The sequence below is a fragment of the Rikenella microfusus DSM 15922 genome (genome assembly GCF_000427365.1).
Taxonomy (GTDB): Bacteria; Bacteroidota; Bacteroidia; order Bacteroidales; family Rikenellaceae; genus Rikenella; species Rikenella microfusus.
This window is the reverse complement of record NZ_KE386488.1, coordinates 590212-615499: the sequence shown is the minus strand read 5'-3', so window position 1 is coordinate 615499 and position 25288 is coordinate 590212. Positions and strand designations below refer to the sequence as shown.

The window sequence follows — 25288 nt, the reverse complement described above, 5'->3', positions numbered from 1 at the left end:
GTTCGAGTTACCGGGCTTTCGCGGTGGGAGGCTGCGGCCTACCCGCTGACGCGGAAGCCTAATTTAACCGTACGGTTTTTATCGGCCGGATCGAGCGGCCCGTCGGTACCCCGTCAGGAGGCGTAACCAGGCCGTGCAGGTCGGCCGCCCCGCTTCCGACCCCGCCCGGAACGGAGATAACGGATGAAAATCCAGACCCGGCGTGCATCCGTTCGTCCGGAGAGAGGGAACCGGTCCCCGCCCGAAAATTTTGTTTTTTGGCGTATATTTGTTCCAAATAATCCGAACCCCGTTATGCGGACGGACAGGACGATCCGGTTCGGTTATTTTACAATCTTACTCCGGAAACGACCATGGCCAAGAAAGAGACTCCGCAGACCGAACCCGAAAAGAAATACGCCCTCACCCCCCTGATGAAGCAATACTACTCCATCAAGGCGCAGCACCCGGACGCCATCCTGCTGTTCCGCGCCGGGGATTTCTACGAGACATTCGGGCCGGACGCCGTCACCGCCAGCGGCATTCTCGGCATCACCCTGACCAAGCGAGCTAACGGCTCCGCCGCCAGCGTCGAACTCGCAGGCTTTCCCTATCACGCCCTGGACGTCTATCTGCCCAAACTGGTGCGGGCCGGCCAGCGCGTGGCCGTATGCGAGCAACTCGAAGACCCCAAGCAGGCCAAAGGGATCGTCAAACGCGGCGTGACCGAGCTGGTGACCCCCGGCATCACCTTCGACGACAACATTCTCGACCACAGGGAGAATACCTGGCTGGCCAGCGTCGCTTTCGGCCCCAAAGGGCGTGCCGGCGTCGCCTTCATCGACATCTCCACCGGCGAGTTTTACGCCGCCGAAGGATCGGTCGAATACATCGACAAACTGCTGGCCAACCTCATGCCCAAAGAGATCGTCTTCAAGAAAGGCGACGAAGCGGAATTCCGCCATGCTTTCGGCGACCGCTACTATACCTACAAGCTCGACGAGTGGGCCTTCAATTACGACAGCAACCGCGAGAAACTGCTCAAACAGTTCGACACCGCCTCCCTCAAAGGGTTCGGGATCGACCTGCTGCCCCTGGCCGTGAGCGCCGCCGGCGCCGTGATCTATTACCTCGAATATACCGAGCACAAAGACCTCTCCCACGTGCGCGGCATCTCGCGGCTCGACCAGGACAAATACGTGTGGATCGACCGTTTTTCGATCCGCAACCTCGAACTGTTCCACCCCCTGAGCGAGAACGGTACCTCCCTGACCGACGTCATCGACCGCACGCTCAGCCCGATGGGTGCCCGGCTGCTCCGGCGGTGGATATCGCTGCCCCTGAAAGACAAGGCGGCGATCGACGCCCGGCTGGAGACCGTTGGCCACCTGCTGCGCGACACCGCGCTGCGCGACGCGCTCGCCGCCGAGCTGGGCGCCGTCGGCGATATGGAGCGCATCGTGTCGAAAATCGCTGTCGGACGCGTCAATCCCCGCGAACTGGTACAGCTCGCCAAAGGCCTCGCCGCTTCGGAGCGGATCCGGAACCTGTGCGCCGAAAGCCCGAACGCGCAGCTGCGCCGCTTCGCCGAGCGTTTCGCCGACTGCTCCGCCGCCCGCCTTTCGATCGAACGGCAGATCCTGCCCGAACCCGCGCTGATCCCCGGCCGCGGCCCCGTCATCGCCGCCGGCGTGCACGAAGAACTCGACCAGCTGCGCCGGATCGCCACCGGCGGCAAAGACTACCTGCTCGCCCTCCAGCAACGCGAGAGCGAAGCCGCCGGCATTCCCCTCAAGATCAGCTACAACAATGTCTTCGGCTACTACATCGAAGTGCGCAACGCCCACCGCGACAAGGTGCCCCAGGGGTGGATACGCAAACAGACCCTGGTCAATGCCGAACGGTACATTACCGAGGAGCTGAAAGAGTACGAAGAGAAGATACTCGGCGCCGAAGACAAGATCGCCGCCATCGAAGCGCGGCTCTATGCGGAGCTGGTCGCCTCGCTTCAGCCGACGGTGCCCGCCATTCAGGGCAACGCCATGGCCGTAGCCGAACTGGACTGCCTGCTCTCGTTCGCCCGCGTGGCCATCGAACACCACTACTGCCGGCCCGAAATCGCGGACGACGACGTGCTGGAAATCAAGGACGGCCGCCACCCCGTGATCGAACAGCGGCTGCCCATCGGCGAACCCTATATTCCGAACGACCTCTACCTGGATTCGACCTCCCAGCAGATCATCATCATCACCGGCCCCAACATGGCCGGTAAGTCGGCCCTGCTGCGCCAGACCGCCCTGATCGTGCTGCTGGCCCAGATCGGCAGCTTCGTGCCCGCCTCGTCCGCGCGGATCGGGCTGGTAGACCGGATTTTCACCCGCGTAGGCGCCTCCGACAACATTTCGCAGGGCGAATCGACCTTTATGGTCGAAATGCTCGAATCGGCCAACATCCTGAACAACATCTCCGGGCGCAGCCTGGTGCTGCTGGACGAAATCGGCCGCGGCACCAGCACTTACGACGGCATTTCGATCGCCTGGGCCATGGTGGAATACCTGCACGAACATCCGGGCGGCAAGGCGAAAACCCTTTTCGCCACCCATTACCACGAGCTGAACGAGATGGAGGCGCGTTTCGAACGGATCAAAAATTTCAACGTGCAGGTGCGCGAAGTGGACAAACGGGTCATCTTCCTGCGCAAACTGGTGCCCGGCGGTACCGAACACTCGTTCGGTATCCATGTGGCCAAGATGGCCGGGATGCCCCCGCGGGTGATCGACCGCGCCAAGGCCGTGCTCGAAGACCTGGAACGGCAGCGGCGGAACGGATCGGCCGCCGGCGGTTCGCCCGACCTCTCGTCCGTATCTGCGCCGGCCTCCGGCCGGGGGAGGGGCAGGAGCCGTACCGCCGCGTCGGGCGAGGGAGGCATGCAGCTGAGTTTCTTCCAGCTGGACGATCCGGTGCTCAAGGAGATCCGCGACCAGATACGTGGCCTGGACATCAATTCGCTGACCCCGATCGAAGCGCTGAACAAACTGAACGAAATCAAGAAACTATCCGGCCTTTGAACCTTCCGGCCGTATCCGGCCCGGTCCGCGGTTTTTGGCCGGCCGCCGGGTTCTGCACCTCTGTCTTTCCCAAAGGTAATCGTATACGATTGACCCGAATGGGGTAATGATTCTCCCTGCACGGTCCTGCGGTGCCCGCCCGAATCAGGTATGGCGCCCCCTGGCAAAAACCCGAACGGCTCCGCTGCGACCCCACACCTTTCGTTCCGCCGGTTTGCCCGCGGACGAACCTCGTCCGGTATTCTTCCCGTTCCGAAAACGGCCGAATCGGGAAAAGTCATAACTTTGCCAGTATGATGACACAAGAAATTCTCGTCCCTCGCTCCGGACGGCCCGGTGCCCCCTCGCGCGTGATTATCGGCGACGCGCTGTCCCGTCTCGGCGGCCTGCTCGAAGGGCAGAGGCCCATCGTAATCACCGACTCCAATCTGAAAGCCGCTTATCCCGAACTGACCGGACGGTATCCGCATATCGTGATCGGTACCGGCGAAACGAACAAGACGCTGGAAACCGTCGGCTATATCTACCGCGAACTGTTGAGGCTCGGCGCCGACCGCGGTTCGTATCTCGTCGGCGTCGGCGGGGGAATCGTCACCGACATCACCGGTTTCGCGGCCTCGACTTACATGCGCGGCGTGGGCGGTTTCGGTTTCGTGGCCACGTCGCTGCTGGCTCAGGTCGATGCCAGCGTGGGCGGCAAGAACGGGGTCAATCTGGACGGTTATAAGAACATTGTCGGCGTTTTCAACCAGCCGGATTTCGTTCTGTGCGACCAGGGTATGCTCGCGACCCTGCCGGAAAGGGAACTGCGTGCCGGGCTGGCCGAAATAATCAAATGCGGGCTGATTCGGGACAAGGAGCTGTTCGGAATGTTCGAAAACCATACGTTCGGCAGCTTTACCGGCGATGCCGGGCTGCTGCACCGGGCCGTGGTCGCTTCCGTGGAGCTGAAAGCGGCGGTTGTGGCGGCGGACGAGACGGAACGCGGTGAACGCAAGCTGCTCAATCTGGGGCATACGTTCGCCCATGCGGTCGAAAAATGCACGGGACGTTACCTGCACGGCGAAGCGGTGGGGATAGGCCTCTGTATCGCAGCGAAATTGTCGCACAGACTGGGATTGCTGTCTTCTGAAGATGCGGAACGGGTGATCGCGGTAGTCGGGGCCATGGGGCTGCCGACGGCCGTGGCGCCGGAGTCGGGCATACCGGCTGCCGCGCTGCTGGAGGCGGCGGCTTCGGACAAGAAACGGGAGGCGGCGGCCATCGACTATGTGCTGATGGAGGGTATCGGACGCGCTGTCCGACGGCGGATGCCGCTCGCGGAGCTGGACGCACTGGCGGCAGATCTTCTGTGAAATCCGGCCTGGTTTTTCGGTTATAACTTCTCGTTATGACGCATAACGATTTCGATCCCGTCTTTTCAGGCGGGATTTCGTTTTTTTGTACGGTGGTTTGCCGCTGTTGCCGGCCGCGGGTTTCCGGCGGGCCGTGAACCGGGGGGCGATGATCCTGAGTCGGAATTCTTCGTCGGGGATGGCTCGGACCGGTCGCTAACGCGGCAGACGACTAATCGTAGAGTTAATTTGTATATGTAGTCCGGAACCATCCCCGGCGAACCGACGCAGCAGCCGAGAGCCATCGGGGTCGGCTTCGCTTTCCTCCTCGCCTTTCGGCAGTGCTTGAGCCGGCTTGACTGCTCTCACCGGCAGCGTTACACGAATGGCCGAGGCACAAGGAGGAACCGAGCAGTGTACCGAGACCTAAAGACCGCTTGCGGACTTTGGCGAGGCAGCGCGAGGAAGCCGCCAGGCAAAACGAGCGAAGCGAAGTTAACGGCTGCAACCTACGGTCGCGTCCTCGCTGGCTCCGGGTTTTAACCTGCAAATTATAAAGTATGGTTTTAATATTGCGATTCGACAGAATCGCCGGCTTATGCGCCCAAGCCACTTGGCGGCTTCGGGGGGGGCGCAAAGCCGAAAGAGTGACAGCTTAACCGTACGGTTAAATTTATATGTTATCGCCCGGAGCCAGCGAGGGCAAGACCGCAGGTTGCAGCCCTTCGCCGGGGGTGGCTCCGGGCTGCCCGCTACGCGGACGATTTAACCTTCGTTTTTCCCGGAGCCGAGAGGAGTTACAGTCCGATTCGGTTGCCGGTCTGAGTCTCGACGAAAGTCCGACGGATATCGCGACGTACCGAACGAATATATTGACGATAGTGATTAAACCCGAAGATAAACATGAAATTAAGTGAACACAGGGGCAATATGCTCCACGGCGTGCTGCTTATCGCGCTTTTCTCGTGCGCCGCTTTCTGGATCGCCGAAACCGGTTTCGTCCGCAGTCTGTCGCTCAGCCCCCTGATCGTCGGGATCGTGCTGGGGATGCTCTATGCCAACAGCCTGCGCAACCGCCTGCCGGCCACTTGGGTTCCCGGTATCCTCTTCTGTTCCAAACGGCTGTTGCGCGTCGGCATTATCCTGTACGGTTTCAACCTGACTTTTCAGGACATCGTCAAAGTCGGTCTTCCGGCTATCGTGGTCGACGCTGTCGTCGTGACAGTCACCGTATATGGCGGCGTGCTCGTCGGACGGTTACTGCGGATGGACAAGGGTATCGCTCTGCTGACCTCGGTCGGGAGCGGCATCTGCGGAGCCGCCGCCGTGCTGGGGGCGGAGGCCACCGTCCGCACCAAACCCTACAAGACGGCCGTGGCTGTCTCCACCGTCGTCATTTTCGGCACGCTGGCCATGTTCGTCTATCCGGCCCTTTACCGCAGCGGCGTACTGGGTCTCGATCCGGCGCAGATGGGGCTTTACACCGGTTCGACGCTCCACGAGGTAGCCCATGTCGTGGGGGCGGGCAACGCCATGGGACAGGAGGTGTCGGACACGGCCATCATCGTCAAAATGATCCGCGTGATCCTGTTGGTGCCCGTCCTGCTCGTTATCAGTTTTACCATTTCGCGGGTCCGGGCACGGAAGTTGCAGAAACGGGGTATTGCTGCGGCGACCGGCGGCGACCAGGGCAAAATTTCGATCCCGTGGTTCGCTGTCGGTTTCCTCGGCGTGATCGCTTTCAACTCGCTGGGGTTGCTTCCGGACAGCGTGATCGCTTTTATCAAACAATCGGATGTTTTTCTGCTGACGATGGCCATGACGGCTCTCGGTGCGGAGACCAGCATCGAAAAGTTCAGGAAAGCGGGTTTCAAACCGTTCCTGCTGGCTGCGATCCTGTTCGTGTGGCTGATGGCCGGAGGGTGGTTGCTGGCCAGTTATGTCGCTCCGTGGCTGATGTAACTTGTGTCATGCCTGCTAAGGCGGGAATTGATATCTGACCGTACATTAAAATGCTTTCCCCTTCGGGGGGTAGGCGCAAAGCCGGCGATTCTTTCGAATCGCATCAATAAAAATCGTACGGTTAAATTTATATGTTGTCGCCCGGAGCCAGCGAGGGCAAAACCGCAGGTTGCAGCCCTTCGCCGGGGGTGGCTCCGGGCTGCCCGCTACGCGGACGATTTAACCGTACGATTAATCGTATCGACCGGAGCCGGTATGTGCTGCTTACAGTTCTTCGCCGGGGGGCCATTCCGGTTTCCTCCCGGCGCCTCGGCCATACGGGTCCGTTCGATGGCGCTCGGCTGTTGCGTCGGTTCGGGCTGCCCGCAACCCTCATCCGCTCGTCGCTCATCCGCAGGCTGCGGCCCGAGGCAAAACGTAGAATGATGCGGCCGTTTCCGTGATCCGCGGGATGCGGATATTGCGGCCGGCCGAAATACCCGGATACCGCCGAGGCCGATTTGTGCACGAAAGCGCCTCCGTGCAGTACGAACAGAAAATACGCTAAACAATCCTTAACATATTCATAACCATGAATTTCCTGACAGACGAAAAACTCACTATCGTAGGCGCCGCCGGCATGATCGGCTCCAACATGGTACAGACCGCCATCATGATGGGGCTGACCCCGAATATCTGTGCTTACGACCCCTTCGCGCCCGCCCTCGAAGGGATGGCCGAAGAGATGTATCACTGCGGATTCGACGGCATCGACCTGACCTGGACCAGCGACATTGCGGAAGCCCTCAAAGGAGCCAAATACGTCATCTCTTCCGGAGGGGCAGCCCGTAAAGCCGGGATGACCCGCGAAGACCTGCTCAAAGGCAACGCCGAAATCGCCGCCCAGTTCGGCAAAGACATCCGCACCTACTGCCCGGACGTGAAACATGTGGTCGTGGTCTTCAACCCGGCCGACATCACCGGCCTTATTACTCTGCTTTATTCCGGCCTCAGGCCCTCGCAAGTCAGTACCCTTGCCGCGCTCGACAGCACGCGTCTGCGTACCGCGCTGGCCCAGCATTTCGGCATCGCGCACGACCGGGTGACCGATGCCCGTACCTATGGCGGCCACGGCGAACAGATGGCCGTGTTCGCCTCGACCACGAAAGTGGACGGCAAGCCGCTGACCGGGTTGATCGGCACCCCAGCCCTGACCGACGAGCAGTGGGCTGCCATTCGTCAGCATGTGATCCAGGGCGGTAAACGCATCATCGACCTGCGCGGCCGCTCGTCGTTCCAAAGTCCGGCTTACGTGTCGGTGGAGATGATCCGTGCGGCGATGGGCGGTACTCCGTTCCGCTGGCCCGCCGGGGTATATGTGTCGGAAGGCGGTTTCGACCACATTTTGATGGCGATGGAAACCACGATCGACAAGGACGGCATACGCTACAAAGTGCCGCACGGTACCGCCGAGGAGACCGAAGCGTTGAAACAAAGCTACGGTCACCTCTGCAAACTGCGCGACGAAGTGATCGAGATGGGTATCATCCCAGCGATCCCGGATTGGAAATCGCTGAACGGACATTTGAAATAGCCGTCGTCAGGAATCGGACGGGGCGGTACTCTTGCCGGAGTACCGCCCCTTTCAGTTGCGGATCATCGTTTCGACCGCCTCGCGCAAGGCGGCTTTCGTCATCGCTCCCGTTTCCAGACGGCATACGCCCCCGCCCGATATGAATATCAGGGCCGGAACATGCCTGACCCGGAACCGTACCGCCGTGCGCCTCTCCCGGTCGATATTGACCTGGCAGAAATCGACCCTGCCGGCATATTCCCCGGCCACCTCTTCCAGAAGCGGCACCATGGCCTGGCAGGGCTTGCACCACGGCACGTAAAAATCCAACACCACGGGATGCTCTCCCTGCGGCTTCCAACTGCCCGGCCTTTCCGGACAGGCCTCCACGATTCCCAGCAATTCCTTGTCGGTCAGCTCTTTCAGATTCATGATTCTACTCTTGCATGGTTCGTAAAAAAGAACGAGCAAAAATGGTTCCATTCCGGGCTGTATGCGATAAAAAAGGTTTCCTGCCGTTTGGCGGCAGGAAACCTTTTCGGAAAGCAGTTTGTACGATATTCCGGTTATATGTTTCGGTATCCGGTCCTGTACGTCGATATACCAACGGTTTTGTCCGCTGTTTTCGGCCCGCACGGTCCGCCCCGAATACGTTCGGTATATTCGGTGTATATAATCGGGATCGCATGTTTTATTCTCTGGAAAATCCCGATGCGCGTCCGGTTACTTGACGGCCACGGTTTCGATTTCGACCAGCGCTCCCATCGGCAATGCCGCCACCTGGTAGGCCACGCGTGCCGGCGGATTCTCGGTGTAGAATCCGGCGTACACTTCGTTCATGGCCCCGAAATCGGCGATGTCCTTGAGCAATACCGTGGATTTGACCACGTCGTTTTTGGAATAGCCGGCCGCTTCGAGGATCGCCGCGATATTTTTTAGGCTTTGTTCCGTCTGCGCCCGGATGCCCTCCGGCATGGTTTTCGTTGCCGGGTCGATCGGGAGCTGCCCGGAGATGTAAAGCGTTCCGGCGGCTTCCACAGCCTGGCTGTAAGGTCCTACGGCGGCAGGCGCTTCCGGGGTGGCGATAATTTTTTTCATCGTATGACGTTTTTGGTATTAATTTTGGTTCACACTGAAGCGAAACTTTACCTTTGCGTACAAAATAACGGAAATATGCTCAGAATCGCAACAGCCATTCTTGCGGCCCTTTCGGTTACGGCCTGCACCGGCGTCGGCGAGTCGCCGCTGGTGTTGGAGAGCGATCTGTGGGTCGCGTTGGGCAGCGCGGACAGCTCCGGAAGCCGGGCGACGGACAGTACCGGCAGCGAATCGCCGCCCTCCGTCGAATTCCTCAGCGACGGACAGTTGCAGGGGTTCACTTCCTGCAACACTTTCTTCGGAAGCTATACTACGAAAGAGACCGATTCCGTTTCACAGATAACGATCACTATCGAAGGCATGACGCTGGCATTGTGTCCGGACGATGTCCGGGAACAGGATTATGTCGAAAAGCTGAGGAACGCCCGCCGTTACACGGTACGCCATCGCCAATTGCTGCTGATGGACAGTACCGGAACGGTCGTCCTGACATTCGTACCGGCAAGCACGATTCAAAAAAGGTAACCGTCTGTGATATATAGCGGCCGTTGTTTCCGCTGTTTTTTCGGCCCGCGCCCCCCTTTCCGACGATCGCTAATCGTCCGGCGCCGAGCCGACAGAGGAAAGTTACCGTCGAACATGCCCGGCATGTCGAAGCATATAATCGGGAAATCGTATATCTTTACCTCGAAAACAATAACCGAACCACACCATGAAAAAAATGTTCGCAGTGGCGGCCGTAGCGTTGGCTGCCGTACTTGTCAGTTCGTGCTGCTCCTGCCGCAAGGGCAGTCCGAAGATCGCCAATCTGGAGGCCGACAACTGGCGTCTCGTCGAGTTCCGGGGCGAAGCGGTGCCGACCGACAAGGCGGTGACGCTCACTTTCGATGCGGAAAAGAAAATGATCTACGGACAGGCTCCGTGCAACAATTTCTTCGCGGGGTACAGCCTGTTCGAAGATGCGGAGCACAACATCGAGATCAGCAATGCCGGGGCAACGCGCAAGTATTGTCCGGATACGGAAATCGAGGACGGGTTCACGCGAGAGCTGACCGGTATCAAACGGTTGAAAATCGAAGGCGACCGTCTGCTGATGCTGGATGCGGAGGGTAATCTGGTAGCCTTGCTGACCGCAGTGCCGAAAACGGCGGAATAGGGGCGGAACCGGTCGCTTCGTAACGGTATAGCCGGGTCGGCAGGGTTTTCGGACGCTTGCCGGCCCGGTCTGCATTCCGGGGAGGGCCTTTTTTATCGGTCGGAGTCATCTCCTGCGGCGGCAGGCTGTCGCCGCAGGTTCCCGGCAGAGGAGGGCCGGGTGCGGTCCCGCGGCGGGGAGGCGGACTTCCGGCACGGAACGGCCAGGTCGGCATGGAAAAACGCAGGGGCGGGAAGATCGCTGCGTCGGGTACGGTCCGGAACCTGTTTTTGTTTGCGGTCCGTACCGAAAATTCAGGGGCTTTTGTCCGGACTTGCAATCGTCCCGTGCGGCAGTATGCGGGGCCGGAGGCCTTGAAAGCGACGGCCCTTTCCGTCTAAAATCGTATGCAGAAGTCCGGGCGAGAACGTCCCGGCTGTTTCCCGTACGTTTGTCCGGCGGGTGTCCTGTTTCCCGGTATTCCTTTCGCGTTGTCCGAAAGACGGAAAATGCGGGCGGGGAGGTGGTACGGAGTGAAAAACCGCTATATTTGTGAGTACTATGAGAAAATCGACGATCTTTTCGCTTTTCGTCGCCTGCCTGCTGTTGGCCGGCGGCCGGGTGTCGGGCCAGCCTCCGCAGGAACCGGCTTTCGGGCCGGGCGAAGAGCTTTCCTATACGGCCAGTTACAGCGCGGCTATATTGACGACGGACGTGGCTACGATCACGTTCCGTACTTCGGAGGACAAAATCGAGGGAATACCGTGCTATCGTGTTTGGGCGCACGGGCTGACCAGGCCGTTCTATTCGGTATTTTTCAAGATGGACGATGTCTACGAAACGTGGCTGGAACAGTCCACGTTGCGGCCGTTGCTGGCTACCTCGGAGATCAAGGAGGGGAGTTACCGTTATCGCAGCCGACTGACGTTCAACTGGAAGGCGGGGCTGGTCTATACTTTCGGCAAGAATCTGAAAAAGGGGTACGAACGGGGCCGGACGATGACGGTCGCGGCGGCGGATTTCGATCCGGTGGCGCACTTTTTCAATTTGCGCAGTCTGCCTTCTACGGGCACGATGAAGGCGGGCCAGAAGGGGCGGCTGAATCTGGTGATGGTGGACACGATCCGCTCGGTGGAGTATAAGTTCCTGGGACGGGAGATTATCGACGCTCCGGCCACGGGACCGGTGCGGTGCCTGAAGTTCACTTGCCAACTGGCGCCGGGCGATGCGGAGTCGTTCCAGGAGGGCACGGATTTCTTTATCTGGATCTCGGACGACGAAAACCGTATCCCGGTCTATCTGGAAACGCCGATCCGCGTGGGACGGGTACAGGCGACGCTCACGGGCTGGAAAAATCTCGCCCACCCGTTCACGGCCCGGATAACACAGTAATTTTTTAAACCGTTCGTTTATTTGTCCCGTTTTAGGCTTTTGAGGCAACCGTTCTTTTCTTTCTTTGAAAAGAAAGAACCAAAGAAACTTTCGAGCAGCTGTGTTTCGCCTTAAGCTCCGCAGTCCTTTTGCATTGCGAACTCTTTTGTGTTATCGGAATAGTGGGCGATAATGTGGTTACTACCTATTAGCCCACTATTCCGATAGCACAACATACCCCAAAAGCAACGGATATCCGGCAGGCTCAGGAGATGCGCCAGCATCTCAAAAAGTTTGGCTTCGCCTTCCTCCTGGCGCCTCGGCCATTCGAACGAATTCGATGGCGCTCGGCTGCTGCGTCGGTTTTCTGGTTCTCTTTGTTCACAAAGAGAACAGTACCCTCAAACCTCAACGGTACGGATAAACGAACCATTAAAATTTATATGATACATCAAGGATTGACCCCGCAGCAAGTGGCCGAGAGCCGGGAGAAACACGGAAGCAACAGTCTGACCCCTCCGCCCCGCACCCCGTTGTGGAAGCTCTTTCTGGAGAAATTCTCCGACCCCGTGATCCGCATTCTGCTGATCGCCGCCTTTCTCTCCCTCGGTATTTCATTCGTGCACGGCGAATACTACGAGACCATCGGTATCTTCTGCGCCATTTTCCTGGCCACCGGCGTCGCCTTTTGGTTTGAAGTCGATGCCGCCCGGAAATTCGATATCCTCAACCAGGTGAACGACGACAGCCCCGTGCGCGTCGTCCGCGACGGACAAGTGCGCGAAGTCGGCAAGAAAGAGATCGTCGTGGGCGACATCATTCTGCTCGAAACCGGCGACGAAGTGCCCGCCGACGCCGAGCTGCTCGAAGCCGTGTCGCTGCAAGTCAACGAATCCAACCTCACCGGCGAACCCTCCGCCCCGAAGACCGTACATCCCGAAGAGTTCAAAAAAGACGCCACCTATCCCGGCAATCATGTGCTGCGCGGCACCACCGTCATCGATGGCCATGGCATCGCACGCGTGATCCGCGTCGGCGACGCCACCGAATTCGGCAAAGTGGCCCGTCAGGCTACCGTCAAATCCGAAGAGATTACCCCCCTGAACCGTCAGCTCGACCGCCTCGCCAAACTGATCGGAGTGGTCGGCTTCGCCCTGGCCCTCGTGACTTTCCTCGCCCTGTTCCTCAAAGACATATTCGACGGGCAGGACGACTTCACCCTCGGCCAGATCGGCCTGCTCGGAGCCGTGCTCGCCGGAGCCGCCGTCGCCCTCGTCAAAGTATGGGTGCCGATCGTTTACGACGCCTTTTATCTCGCCGGCAAACCGAAAGAGCTGCCCGCCGCCGTCGAAAAACTCGGCTGGATGTTCTGGCTCGTGTTCGGTATCCTCGTTTTCGCCGCCGTCGCCGCTATCGGTCTGCTCTTCGGCGTCAATCCCCTCTCGGCCGGCTCGTGGATCGGTCTCGACGCCGCCGGGCGTATCCTCAACTACTTCATGGTCGCCGTGACGCTGATCGTCGTGGCCGTGCCTGAAGGGCTGCCCATGAGCGTAACCCTCTCGCTCGCCCTTTCGATCCGCAAGATGCTCCGTTCCAACAACCTCGTGCGCAAGATGCACGCCTGCGAGACGATGGGGGCCACCACCGTGATCTGTACCGACAAGACCGGCACGCTGACCAAAAACCAGATGAGCGTCGAAGCGGCGCACTTCGACTTCGGGGTGCCGGAAACGTTGGTTTACGAAGGGATCGCGGTCAATACCACCGCCAACCTGAACCGCGACGACGCGGCGCATCCCAAACCGCTCGGCAATCCGACCGAGGGGGCGTTGCTGCTGTGGTTAGACAAGCGTTCTCCCGCGCAAAACTATGCGGAGCTGCGGGGGGCGGCCGAGACGGTGGCGCAGCTGCCTTTCTCGACGCGGCACAAATATATGGCGACCATCGTGCACTCGGCGGCTCTCAACGGAGAGACGATACTATATATAAAAGGTGCGCCGGAGATGGTGCTCGCGCATTGCGCGGGCCTCGCCGACGGGCAGCGGCGGGAGATCGAAGCGCAACTGCTCGATTACCAGGGCAAGGCGATGCGTACGCTCGGTTTCGCTTACCGGGCGCTGCCGGCGGACGCGGACTATGCGCATTATGATTCGGACCGTATCAAGGCGCTGGTCGCCGAAGGCGGGCTGACTTTCGCCGGCTTCACGGCCATTATGGATCCCGTGCGCGGAGATGTTCCGGCGGCGGTGACGGAGTGCATGAGCGCTGGTATCGCCGTGAAGATCGTCACGGGCGATACGCCGGGCACAGCCCGCGAGATCGGACGCCAGATCGGCCTTTGGAACCCGGCCACGGACGGTCCGCAGAACGAAATCACCGGGGTGGAGTGGGAGGCTCTCTCCGACGAAGAGGCTCTGGAACGGGTAGAATCCCTCAAGATCATGTCGCGCGCTCGGCCGATGGACAAACAGCGGCTGGTGCGGATGCTCCAGCGGCGCGGCGAGGTGGTGGCCGTTACGGGCGACGGTACGAACGACGCCCCGGCGCTGAATTTCGCCAACGTGGGCCTCTCGATGGGCAGCGGCACGTCCGTAGCCAAGGAGGCGAGCGACATCACGCTGCTGGACGATTCGTTCGCGAGCATCGCCACGGCGGTGATGTGGGGCCGGTCGGTATACCGCAACATCCAGCGGTTCGTGCTGTTCCAGCTCACGATCAATGTGGCGGCGCTGACCATCGTCTTCATGGGGTCGCTGCTGGGCTTCACTCTGCCGCTGACCGTAACCCAGATGTTGTGGGTGAACCTGATCATGGATACCTTCGCGGCCGGAGCGCTGGCTTCGCTGCCGCCGGACAAACGCGAAATGACTCACCGGCCGCGCCGCACGAGCGATTTCATCATCAGCCCGTTCATGCGGCGGTCGATCCTCTGGACGGGGTTCGGTTTCGTGGCGGCGTTGTTGGCTCTGCTCTATGTTTTCGGCCATACGGGGGACGGAATCACGCCTTACAAACTGTCGGTTTTCTTCACGGTGTTCGTGATGCTCCAGTTCTGGAACATGTTCAACGCGAAGGCTTACGCGAGCGGGCACACGGCGTTCCACGGTTTGCTGCACGATACGGGATTCCTGATCGTCGCCTCGTTGATCGTGGCGGGCCAGGTGCTGATCGTATCGTTCGGGGGCGAGGTATTCCGGGTAGTGCCGCTGTCGCTGGCGGATTGGACGCTCATTATCGCTTCGACATCGGTCGTGCTCTGGATCGGCGAACTGATCCGTCTGGTCGCTCGTCGCCGGGAAAGAAAATAACCGGGGTAAGTATATACGACTTTACCCTATATCATATGTACACTTGATTTTCAGTATATTTCGTCCCGCGCCCACCTCCTTAAACAGAGAAAGCCCCGGTCCCCTGTGCCGAGCGGCACGGCAGGGCCGTTTAGAGAGAGCATTGCCCGATTTTGGGTAATGTCGTATATACTTACCTAACCGGGATAGGGGATGGGGCCGAGGTGGCTCCGGCCGGATAAGGGAGAACATTGCAATAAACGGTAGGTTCAATTTGCAGATTCAAGGCCGGAGCCAGCGCCCCGCAGCATGAGCGGGCAAAGAAAAAACAAACGCCCGTCGGCAATAGACATACAATTAAACCTACAGTTTAAAATCAGTTTCCGCGTTAGCGGGCGGGCCGGACGCCTCCCCCTCGGGAGGCCCGCAATTCGTCGCTTTATGCGCCGAAAGTTGCGACCGCTCCCGGGCGTCCGGATTTTATAAATAACTGTACTGTTAAAACTAAATTTCCGCGATAGTGCCCGGCGCATAGACCGGATTGTAACGACCCTAAGTTGCGACCGCTCCCGAGCGCCCGGTCCTAAAAACAACCGTACTCGAATCGACAGTCCGCCGTACCGGAGTAATCTACCGAATCGCACACGACTGCCGGGCGGAGGCTTTCCGTCCGACAACAGGAGTCGCCCCGAAATTTTCCGGCAAACATGTCGTCCGGTCATCGGACAAAAGCGGGCCGCAAACGAACCGACCGAATGGACAGCATACTCGACAGACCGATACAATACCTGACCGGCATCGGGCAGAAACGGGCCGAACTGCTCGCCTCCGAGATCGGCGTGGCGACCTTCGGCGATATGCTGATGCATATCCCGTTCCGGTACGTGGACCGTTCGAGAATTTACAAAATCGCCGAAATCGGCGACGAACTCTCTTCCCAGTACATACAGGTACGTGCGCGCGTGCAGGATGTGGGGATCGTCGGCCACGGGGCGAAAGCCCGCCTGGCCGCGGTAGTGGCCGACGACACGGGCGAAATGGATATGGTATGGTTCCGCGGAATCAAATATATCCTGAAAAAACTCGAAGCGGGCCGGGAATACATCTTTTTCGGACGCCCCACGATATTCAACGGTTCCCCCAACATGGCCCATCCGGAGTTCGAACCGCCCATCGCCGTGGAAGGGCAGGAGCCGGTCGGTATGCAGGGCATATACAGCACCACCGAACGGCTGAGTTCCATCGGTCTGGGCACCAAAGCCATCTTCAACGCCATGCGGACGCTTTGGGCGGCCGTCAGAGACTATATCCCGGAGACGCTGCCCGCCTGCCTGCTGGAACAGGAACGGCTCGTCGGTCGGGCGCAGGCATTGCACGACATCCATTTCCCGGCTTCGGCCGAAGCGCTGAACGCAGCCATGCGGCGGCTCAAATTCGAGGAACTGTTCGTCATCCAGCTCCAACTCTTAGGGCAGCGGCGCGTGAGGACGGAAAAGACACGCGGCTACCTGATGCCGAAAATCGGAGACTATTTCAACCTGTTTTACCGCGAAAAACTGCCTTTCGCCCTGACCGGAGCCCAACAACGGGTAATCAAAGAGATTCGCGGCGATATGGTCAGCGGCCACCAGATGAACCGCCTGATGCAGGGCGACGTAGGGAGCGGGAAAACCATCGTGGCGCTTCTGTGCGTGCTGATCGCCGCCGACAACGGATTCCAAAGCGCGATCATGGCCCCGACCGAAATCCTGGCGACCCAGCACTACCGCTCGATCACGGAACTTGTGGAGACCGCGGGACTGCGGGTGGAATTACTGACCGGCAGCACACGCAGGAAAAAGCGCGAGGAGATCGCCCAAGGGCTGCTCGCCGGCGAAATCGACCTGCTGATCGGCACCCACGCCCTGATCGAAGACACGGTGCGGTTCGCGCGGTTGGGATTCGTGGTCATCGACGAACAGCACCGTTTCGGGGTGATGCAACGGGCGAAACTGAGACTCAAAAGCACGGGATTGCCGCCCCACGTGCTGGTGATGACGGCCACGCCCATTCCCCGCACGCTGGCGATGACCCTGTACGGCGATCTGGACGTGTCGGTGATCGACGAACTGCCTCCGGGCCGCAAGCCGGTACGCACGTCGCACGCTCGGGAATCGCACCGACTGCGGTTGTTCGGTTTCCTTCGGGAGCAGATCGACCAGGGACGGCAGGTCTATATCGTCTATCCGCTGATCCAGGAGTCGGAAAAGATGGACGTCGCCAACTTAGAAGCGGGAGCGGAGGTGATCGCGCGGGAATTTCCCCCGCCGCGGTACACGAGCGTAGTGGTGCACGGCAAGATGCCGGCGCGGCTGAAAGATTACGGGATGGAACTGTTCAAGGAGGGACAGGCCCAGATATTGATCTCCACGACGGTCATCGAGGTGGGGGTGAACGTACCGAACGCCACGGTGATGGTGATCGAGAGTGCGGAACGGTTCGGGCTGTCGCAGCTCCATCAGTTGCGCGGTCGGGTCGGCCGGGGCGGCGACCAGTCGTACTGCATCCTCATGACGGGCGATAAGTTATCGACCGAGGCGCGGCGGCGCATGGAGGCGATGGTCTCCACGACGGACGGTTTCCGGCTTTCGGAACTGGACTTGCAATTGCGCGGGGCGGGGGATATCGACGGTACGGCGCAGAGCGGACAGGGAATCGAAATCAAGGTTTCGGACCTGGCCCGGGACGGGGCATTGCTGGAACATGCGCGTTCCGTGGCCGAACGGATACTGGCGGACGACCCGCACCTGGAAGATAAACGGAACGTGCTGCTCCGGGCCGCGTTGGAAAGACTGAACCGGAAAAAACAGGCGGAGGTGGATCTGAGCCAGATCAGTTGAGAGAAAGGACTTCCGGCGTACCCGCTAATGCAGAACGCTGAATTAAAACGTGGGGTTATCGGCCGGAGCCGGCGGAATCGGAACAAGCGCAGTGCAGTTGCAGGCCTCCGCCGGGGGGGGCGATCTGATAAGGAGTAGGGGCAAAGCTGCATGATTAACCGTATTACCTGCGCTTTTCGATTTTTAGGCAGAGGCAGCAGACCAAAGGAATGTGCGGTTCCCCGGATCTGCTGCCTCTGCCCGTACGGACCACAGGGCATGCGGCCATAAAGTACGATTCCTATCCCGATCATTTATACTTTGGAATACCGGCCGTCCCGGCCGGCGTTGTTTCGTCCCGGTTCCTTCGTTTTTTTGCCGGGGCCGGGACCGGGGCCTGCGCCGCCCCCGTGCGGCGAGGCTCAAAGCCGAAAACGGTCGTTGCGACCGTTGTAAAGCCGTGCGCTTCGAGTGTCCGACCGGATGAAAGCCGCGGGATGAATCGCCCCTATTATAACATATCGAATTTTCCGTACACTGGTTTACGAATGAGACAAAAAAATTTACCTTTGCGCCGTAAACGGCCGGGAGGCCTATGCGGGATGCCTATGAAAAAACGAATACTTTGCCTGTTGTCGGTCGCCGCAGTCGCGGCGGGATGTACGGAAAAAGGGATGTTCGACAATATCCACGTACGTCCGAACACGACGTTGCCGGTGGGCAACGTCGTGGCCAGCGATTCGTCGCTTTTCGAACTGGCCGATATCCAGAAAAACATGCAGGTCGGCCCCGACGGCGTGCTGACTTTCGTGGACAGTACCGACCTGACCCTTTCGGGGCCGGAAGTCGGGACTTCGCTCGTCGAAGTGCCGGCGCAAAAGTTCGATCTGTATAAAGATCTGACTTCATGGTCCGGAGCGGGCGGATTCATCGATCTGCCGACCGGGCAGGTTGCCGAAACGTTCACCCTGACGGGACTGGACGGGGCTACGGTCGATACGGTGGTTTTCAGCGAAGGCAGCTTTACGGTATCGGTCGGCGGGCTGGATGCTGTGCCCGGTTACGACAGGTCGGAATTGCGGATCGTGGTGCCGAACCTGTTGAAAGACGAACAGCCGGTGACGCTGACAGCCGGCGAACCGCTCGCGCTCGGTCCGGACTACATGCTGGTGCTCGACGCGGGGAACCGGATGAGTGTCCGTTTCGAGGGGCGTGTACCGTCGATGACCGCACTGGACGGGGAAGTGAATATCGACGGCGGAGAGATCGATTATATCGCCGGTTTCTTCGGCCGCAAAGAGATCAGCCGCGTATCGCGCCTGATCGAGGCCGGCGATCTGGCCGAGTTTTCTCAAAACGCGGAATACGTCCGTTTCGACAGGCCCGAAATCGTGTTCTACCTCAAAAACGAATACAACGCGCCGATGATGGCGGACATCGAATCGCTCCGGATCGACGATACTCCGATCGAGCTTAAACCGGGGCTGGAGGGACAGCTGATCCTCGTCGCACCGCAGGCAGTCACCCGGATCGTCATCAACAACGACAAGACGCGGAGCGGCACCGGCCTGACCGACGCGCTGACCAAGGAGTTCAGCCGGCTGGCGGTGGACGTGAACACGCTGCTGAACCCGACGGCGGCGGATCTGGGCGATCCGTCCTACGCGGCGCCCGATCACAACAGCACAAGCGTACGGGATACGTTGGGCGGTGCGTTTCTGATCGCGCTGCCGTTGGACGGGGTGTTGGACGGAGTGGCTTTCGACCAGGAAATGGAGGTGGACCTCAAGGATATGAACAAGGAGGATATCGACTACGAGGAACTGACGCTCACTTTGTCGGGGACGAACGGCCTGCCGCTCGGCCTGTCGATCGAGGTGTCGGTCCGGGAACCGGGCAGCGGCGTGTCTGTGCCGTTGTTCGACGAGCCGGTGGAGTTCCCGTCGTCGGAGAACAACCTCAAACCGGACGATCCCGCTTTCCGTCCGGGGGTGGTGGACGGGAAGAACCTGATCTCGCGTTCGCTGTCGCCGGACAAGATCGACCTGTTGCTGGGGGCCGACAAGTTGTTCCTCCGCCTGACGGCTACCACGATGGGGGCTGCCGAACGTAAGGCGGCGAAGATATACTCCCCGTCGGAACTCGACCTGCGGATCGTGGCGGGCGCCAGACTGGACTATACGATCAACCCGAAGTAAAGTTTTCGCGGGCGGTTTGCAAGCCGGACGTTGATGCGCCAGCGGGTGTCCGGGCTGCAATTACCTGGAAACCTCCCGGGCGTCCGATCGTAGGGATAATCGTACGATTTTTATTGATGCGATTCTTCAGAATCGCCGGCTTTTGTGCCCAAGCCGCTTTGCGGCTCCGGGGGATGGACGCAAAGCCGATAAATGAAATAATTTAACCGTAGGGTTATTCGACAAGGCGAATATCGCGACCTGAAGGTCGCGCGGGCCACAGCCTCCCGCAGCGGAGGCCCGCTCACTCGCAATACTCGTTCACGGTCTCCACAGGCTGCGACCCTCGGCAACTGTACGGTTAAGTTTATGGCCGGAGCCGGCGGAGCCAAACAAACGCAGCGCCGTTGCAGGCCGCCGGGGTGGCTCCGGGCCGACCTAAGGAGAAACGTGGCGATTAACCATACAGTTAAAAGATAAGTTTCCGCGTCAGCGGGCGGGCCGGACGCCTCCCCACGGGAGGCCCGGTGCCGCTGGGCACTCCAGCCGGGCTGTAATTACCCGTGGCCTCCCGGACGTCCGACCCGAATGAAAAATAACCGTACGGTTTGTAGGTTATGCGATTCTTCCGAATCGCCGGCTTTCGCGCCCAAGCCGCTTTGCGGCTCCGGGGGATGGACGCAAAGCCGAAGGAGGAAAGCATTTTAACTGTAGGTTTAAAAAGCACTTCCGGCTTCTTACACTGGTATCGAAGTACGGGTAAAAGTTGCTGATCCGGGCATGTGCGATTTTCCGTTCCGACGGAAGTCGAAAATGGGGAATCGCATTCCCGGCAAGTTTTTGTCTCCTTTTTGGGTCGCTTAAAAAAGGAGATGCTCCGCCGGCATAAGGCGTTGGGAGAAACCGGTGCCCCCGCGGCATGAGCGGACGAAGAAAAACAAACGTCCGTCGTCGCCGAAAAGACATACCGCTGAAATACGTCCGTCCGACCGCTCGTGCCTTCGCACCGAACCGGACGACGACATCGGAATACTGCCTATGAAAAGATTATATACTCTTTTTTTGTTGCTCGCCTGCGGATACGCCGGCGCTCCCGCGACTGCGCAAGACCATTTCCTGTTCACGGCACGCGATCTACCGCAGTCGATGCTCTACAATCCGGCCATGCGTCCTTCGCGCGGGTTCGTTACGATTCCCCTGTTCGGGAGCCTTACCGCCGGGTTCGACAACAGCTTCAGTTACGACAAAGTGATCGACAAGAACGCCGACGGAGTGAAATACCTTGACACGCGCGGCCTGTTGGATGCGACGAAAGGCAAAGACCTGACCCTGATGCGCTTCAACCTCGATCTGGTGAACACCGGATTCTTCGTCGGGCCGAAAGACTACATGGGCGTGAGCCTGCGCGCACGGGCGCACATGGCGACCTCGATGCCCGAGGGGCTGTTCGGGATGATCCTCGACAATCCGATAAACGAATACAAAACTTTTGATGTGAGCATGACCCCGAACGCCATCGGATGGGTCGAACTCGGGGTCAGCTATACCCGCGACATCGACGAGAATTGGCGGGTCGGCGGCCGGCTCAAATACGTGAACGGCCTGATGTCGGTCCAGAGCACCGGCATGGACGTGACCGTCCGGAAAGAATACGACCGTTACACCGTAACCGGCGATTATGCGCTGCGCGGCGGGAATGTCGATTTTTCGACCGGCGGCGGTCTGTTCGAAGATTTGTTGAGCAACCTGTCGAGCAATCCCGGTTTCGCGTTCGACCTGGGGGCGACCTACCGTTCGAACGACAAACGGCTGAACGTAGCTTTCAGCGTGACCGATCTGGGAGCCGTCTTCTGGAATAAGAAAAATTCTTCGGTAATCCGTACCCACAGCGAAGGCCGGACCTATGATTTTTACGGCGTGGACGGGCTGGGCGGCCTGATCGACGGTACCACCTCGATCGGCCATGTGCTCGACTCGGCCTACACCGACCTCTCGCGCACGCTGCGGGCAGATACCACGGCGGGAAGTTTCGCCCAGATGCTGCCGACGACTTTCCAGGCCGCGGCGGATTACGCGCTGGGGCCGTACATGCGCCATCACGTCAGCGCAGGCTTCGTGGGCATGATCCCTTACCACGGCAAACTGCATTATGCGATTTCGGCCGGATACGCCTACCGCACGCTGACCGGCACGTGGCAACTGATGGCGAATTACACTTACAAATCGAACAACCCCGTGAACGTGGGGCTGGGCGTGGTGATGAACACAGGCAAGTTCCAGCTTTACTTGGCGATGGACAACATCATCCCGGCCTTTACGCTGACCGGAGCGCGGGGTACGAACGTCAGCCTGGGACTCAACTTCTTCACCAGCCGCAGCCGGGAATTCCGCTCGTGCGACCGCCGCGCCTCGCGCAAGGCCGCCCGGTATTACAGCCGTTAGTCCCGCCGCAGCCTGCCGCCGCCAAATAGGGCAAAACCCGTGAAAGTTCCCGAAACAATACCCCGGCACGGTGCGGGGAAAGGGGGCTTTCCGGAACAAGCCGGCAGCAGGTCGTCGGGCCGTCGTAACCGGATTTATTGCGGTGTGACGTCGGCTTTCAGCAATAACCGGTACATTTGCTCGGCCGTATTGGCGCGAACGACGGTGTATAATTTCTGTCTGCCGATTTTGTGACGCGTGCTCAGCCGTAAAGCGATGCTGAGCGTGTCCCCGGGTCGCGCGACCGGTTTGGAAAGCGTATATCCCGTGCAGGAACAGTCGGGATTGACATAATAGACGACAGCGGATAGTCGCCCGTATTGCGCAGTACGAAGCGGGCTTCGAGGAGCGTATCGGACGGGACGTTTCCGAAATCGACCGTTCGGGTGTCGAACCGGAGCGTGGTGAGGGGAGTGGTATTTTCCGCAGCCGCAGGGGCGGATGCGTCGGGGGATGTTTCCGCAGCGGTATGCTGTTCTCGGTTGCGCAGCGATAACCATCCTGTGGCAATCCAGACGGCAGCCCCGGCGATCGCCAGCAGACAGACAATCGTATATGCCTTGTTTTTCATCGGTTACTTGTCGAGTTTGAACCGGTAGAGGGTGAGCGTTTCGTTTTCGTCGTCCGTTACGATCTGCGAATAATAATACGGTTCGATATACCCCGCTATTTTCATCCCTTTCGGAACATCCACGTCGGCGATCAGCGTCGTCCCGTCATAGATCTGCAAACCGTCGGTCGGCGCATCCCCTCCCCGACAGTAAGTACGCAGCAGACGGTCGCCGACCCAGCGGAGCGATGTGTAAAATCCTTTTTCGCGCCGCTCTTCCCGTGCCGTCCGTTTGTATTGCGGCCCCTGTTCGAGCGTACGATAGGCAGTCCGCATCTCCCGGCCTGCCCGGCCGAACGACCGCAACGCCTTGAAATTCTCGTCGTAAACGTAAATGAGCGAATCGGCCTCGTACCCGACGAAAAATTCGCCCCGCGGCGTTATATCGTAATGTACGCCCCAAAAGGCTGTCATCTCCCCGATCGTAGGCGAATAATGCCCCAGATAAGCTTGCACTTCCCCCGTCAGGGCATCGACCTCCATCAGGATGTGCGCACGGCGCGAGTAATCCGGCGCGGAAAGGTTGAAAATCTCATCTGCCGCCATAACGTTCAGGAACATTCGGTTTCCGTTGAAACGCACGATCAGATTGTCGTAACAAAGGGAATAGACTTCGAACCGCTCCCATGCGGGCAGTTCGTCCTGCCTTTCGTCAGCGGGTTTGAGGTTCAGAAAACGCAGCCGGTATCCGGCTGAATCGAAAAGGTAAATATCGTGCGTGCTGCCGACCAGACAATGCTCTCCGTCCGGCGAAACGGCGTAGCCGTCGATCCGCTTGACCGGGACTTCCCGGTTGCTCCGGCCCTGACCGAGGAGCCGGGTCTGCGGTTTGCCGGCAGCGTCCAACCGGTAGAGCCAGCAGAACAATTCGTCGAGAAAATAGACGCCCCGCCGGCCGACGGCAGTCAGGCCGTTGAACGAAGTGGCGAGAGAATCGATCCGCAAGGTATCCATACGAACGGAAGCGTAACGAATATCGACCGGAGGATTATCGGGAGCCGGAAAAAATGTCCCGGCTTGGTCAGGTGTTTTGGAACAGGCTGTCGCGAGCCATGCAGCCCCTATACAGAAATAAAAAAATCGCATAACCACAAAGAATTGAAAAAACCGCATCGAGCAAGAGTTATCGATGCGGTTCAAAAATTACTTAATTGCAATTACTGTCGTAATTGGCGCAACTGATGTTTCCGCCTTCTTCGCTCTGCGCGCATTTGGCTCCGTCATAATTAACCCGGCATCCCGTGCCCGGTTCGTACCATTTGTCGCATTTGCAAATGATACGGTTGCCGACCGGAGGTTGCATATCCCATTCGTCGGGCGGAATCGCCATGGACTCCAGATCGGCCAATGTCAGGTCGGATGCCTGTCGGTCGGCCTGGCTGCGTTGGACATTGAGGTCAGCGCCGAAACCTAACAAAAGTGCTGCGCAAGTGCCGAGGAAAATTTGTCTTTCCATGGCTTTTGAAATTAATCGGGTTGAAAACAGAACCTACAAACAGAAACCGTAAAGATTTCATTGTTCGATATCTCGAATGTATAAAAATAATATAAAATAGCAAGTCTCGGCTATTTATATTTCTGATTATATATTTCGATATACGAATGTGTTCGGCAACGGTTTTCTTTGTCGGCTTAATACCGGACGGCTTTCAGCCATCCGGGGGCGGGCGCGGGCCGAAATATACTGAAAACCGAGTGTGCATATATTATAGGGTAAAGTCGTATATGCTTACCAAACATTTTAATCGTAGATTTAAAAAGTACTCCCGGCTTCTTACATTTGGTGTCGAAGTACGGGTAAAGGCTATGGACCCGGAAATGTGCGATTTCCCGATTCGACATTAGTCGAGAGCGGGGAATCGCATTTCCGGCGACTTTTTTGTCTCCTTTTTTGGTCGCTGAAAAAAGGAGATGCCCCGCCGGCATAAGGCGTCTTATTCAGGCGATCCGCCGAAGTCACCGAAGGAATGCTTTGTTCCCTGACACATCCGGTATGCCGGAAACACAGAGATACGTGTGAATCGAAAAAAATCGTATAATTGCAACAGATAACCTCCAAGTATCATTTCGTTATTCAGTCTATGAAACCGATCAGGGATTTCCGGTCTGCCGGGGGCGACGAGACGACCCGAAAGGCCACGAAGCTCGACCCCATCCGCAAAAGCGGCAAAGAGCGCCACACACTCTACAAATCGCTCGGCGAAGACGAGGAAGACGACGCCGAATTATTGGCCCTGCACAAACGGGAATCTGCGTTGGATTATCTGGACGAGGGGGATGAGGGGGACGAGGAGGAACGATGACCGCCCCGTTCCGCTAACGATACCGGACCGACCCTGCCGCCGGAACAGCGGCAGGGTTTTCCGTTTGCAGGAG

17 protein-coding genes are annotated in these 25288 nt (G+C 58.9%); 12 read left to right on the top strand and 5 right to left on the bottom strand.

The window, feature by feature from the left end; all coding sequences use genetic code 11:
• The first annotated feature begins 353 nt into the window (after window positions 1-353).
• The 4 genes from mutS (at window position 354) to RIKMI_RS0103590 (ending at window position 7916) form a co-directional block, all read left to right on the top strand.
• Entirely contained in the window at window positions 354-3047 is a 2694-nt protein-coding gene (gene mutS, locus RIKMI_RS0103610; RefSeq protein WP_037291451.1) for a DNA mismatch repair protein MutS, read from the top strand.
• Window positions 3048-3340: 293 nt separating this feature from the next.
• Window positions 3341-4402, top strand: a complete 1062-nt coding sequence (aroB, locus tag RIKMI_RS0103605) for a 3-dehydroquinate synthase (RefSeq protein WP_027290466.1) — start codon at window positions 3341-3343, stop codon at window positions 4400-4402.
• A gap of 909 nt (window positions 4403-5311) precedes the next feature.
• The gene (locus RIKMI_RS0103600; RefSeq protein WP_027290465.1) at window positions 5312-6343 is read left to right on the top strand and encodes a YeiH family protein; all 1032 of its coding nucleotides are present in this window, start codon (window positions 5312-5314) and stop codon (window positions 6341-6343) included.
• Between the two features lie 571 nt (window positions 6344-6914).
• Window positions 6915-7916, top strand: coding sequence for a malate dehydrogenase (locus tag RIKMI_RS0103590; protein ID WP_027290464.1), 1002 nt, complete (start codon window positions 6915-6917; stop codon window positions 7914-7916).
• A 51-nt stretch (window positions 7917-7967) separates the two neighbouring features.
• Here the strand turns inward: RIKMI_RS0103590 and RIKMI_RS14255 are convergent, their stop codons facing one another.
• Together RIKMI_RS14255 and RIKMI_RS0103580 are read right to left on the bottom strand one after the other, a co-directional pair.
• Window positions 7968-8327, bottom strand: coding sequence for a thioredoxin family protein (locus tag RIKMI_RS14255; protein WP_169715491.1), 360 nt, complete (start codon window positions 8325-8327; stop codon window positions 7968-7970).
• A 291-nt stretch (window positions 8328-8618) separates the two neighbouring features.
• Window positions 8619-8993 (bottom strand): RidA family protein, encoded by a 375-nt coding sequence (locus RIKMI_RS0103580; RefSeq protein WP_027290463.1) that lies wholly within the window; start codon window positions 8991-8993, stop codon window positions 8619-8621.
• Between the two features lie 75 nt (window positions 8994-9068).
• Here RIKMI_RS0103580 and RIKMI_RS0103575 point away from each other — a divergent pair, with 75 nt between their 5' ends.
• From RIKMI_RS0103575 to RIKMI_RS0103540, 7 genes are all read left to right on the top strand, one after another.
• The gene (locus RIKMI_RS0103575; RefSeq protein ID WP_027290462.1) at window positions 9069-9518 is read left to right on the top strand and encodes an META domain-containing protein; all 450 of its coding nucleotides are present in this window, start codon (window positions 9069-9071) and stop codon (window positions 9516-9518) included.
• Window positions 9519-9705: 187 nt separating this feature from the next.
• Window positions 9706-10149, top strand: coding sequence for an META domain-containing protein (locus RIKMI_RS0103570; RefSeq protein WP_027290461.1), 444 nt, complete (start codon window positions 9706-9708; stop codon window positions 10147-10149).
• Between the two features lie 540 nt (window positions 10150-10689).
• Window positions 10690-11520 (top strand): DUF3108 domain-containing protein, encoded by an 831-nt coding sequence (locus RIKMI_RS0103560; RefSeq protein ID WP_027290459.1) that lies wholly within the window; start codon window positions 10690-10692, stop codon window positions 11518-11520.
• A 422-nt stretch (window positions 11521-11942) separates the two neighbouring features.
• Entirely contained in the window at window positions 11943-14807 is a 2865-nt protein-coding gene (locus RIKMI_RS0103555) for a cation-translocating P-type ATPase (protein WP_037291442.1), read from the top strand.
• A gap of 686 nt (window positions 14808-15493) precedes the next feature.
• Entirely contained in the window at window positions 15494-17665 is a 2172-nt protein-coding gene (gene recG / locus RIKMI_RS0103550) for an ATP-dependent DNA helicase RecG (protein WP_084135160.1), read from the top strand.
• A gap of 587 nt (window positions 17666-18252) precedes the next feature.
• Window positions 18253-19842, top strand: a complete 1590-nt coding sequence (locus tag RIKMI_RS0103545; protein WP_037291439.1) for a hypothetical protein — start codon at window positions 18253-18255, stop codon at window positions 19840-19842.
• A 1017-nt stretch (window positions 19843-20859) separates the two neighbouring features.
• Window positions 20860-22263, top strand: a complete 1404-nt coding sequence (locus tag RIKMI_RS0103540) for a DUF5723 family protein (protein ID WP_027290455.1) — start codon at window positions 20860-20862, stop codon at window positions 22261-22263.
• A gap of 134 nt (window positions 22264-22397) precedes the next feature.
• On the opposite strand, the gene RIKMI_RS0103535 is transcribed toward RIKMI_RS0103540, so the two are convergent.
• The 3 genes from RIKMI_RS0103535 to RIKMI_RS0103525 all read right to left on the bottom strand — a co-directional run bounded on the left by RIKMI_RS0103535 (window position 22398) and on the right by RIKMI_RS0103525 (window position 24368).
• The gene (locus tag RIKMI_RS0103535) at window positions 22398-22802 is read right to left on the bottom strand and encodes a DUF1573 domain-containing protein (protein ID WP_084135159.1); all 405 of its coding nucleotides are present in this window, start codon (window positions 22800-22802) and stop codon (window positions 22398-22400) included.
• Between the two features lie 74 nt (window positions 22803-22876).
• Window positions 22877-23866 carry a hypothetical protein gene (locus tag RIKMI_RS0103530; protein WP_027290453.1) on the bottom strand — a complete coding sequence of 330 codons (990 nt, stop codon included), beginning with the start codon at window positions 23864-23866 and terminating at the stop codon, window positions 22877-22879.
• A 193-nt stretch (window positions 23867-24059) separates the two neighbouring features.
• Entirely contained in the window at window positions 24060-24368 is a 309-nt protein-coding gene (locus tag RIKMI_RS0103525) for a hypothetical protein (RefSeq protein WP_027290452.1), read from the bottom strand.
• Window positions 24369-24993: 625 nt separating this feature from the next.
• Between RIKMI_RS0103525 and RIKMI_RS0103520 the strand changes: the two genes are divergently transcribed.
• Complete coding sequence (locus RIKMI_RS0103520; RefSeq protein ID WP_027290451.1) at window positions 24994-25215, top strand: hypothetical protein; 222 nt, start codon at window positions 24994-24996, stop codon at window positions 25213-25215.
• Window positions 25216-25288: the final 73 nt, after the last annotated feature.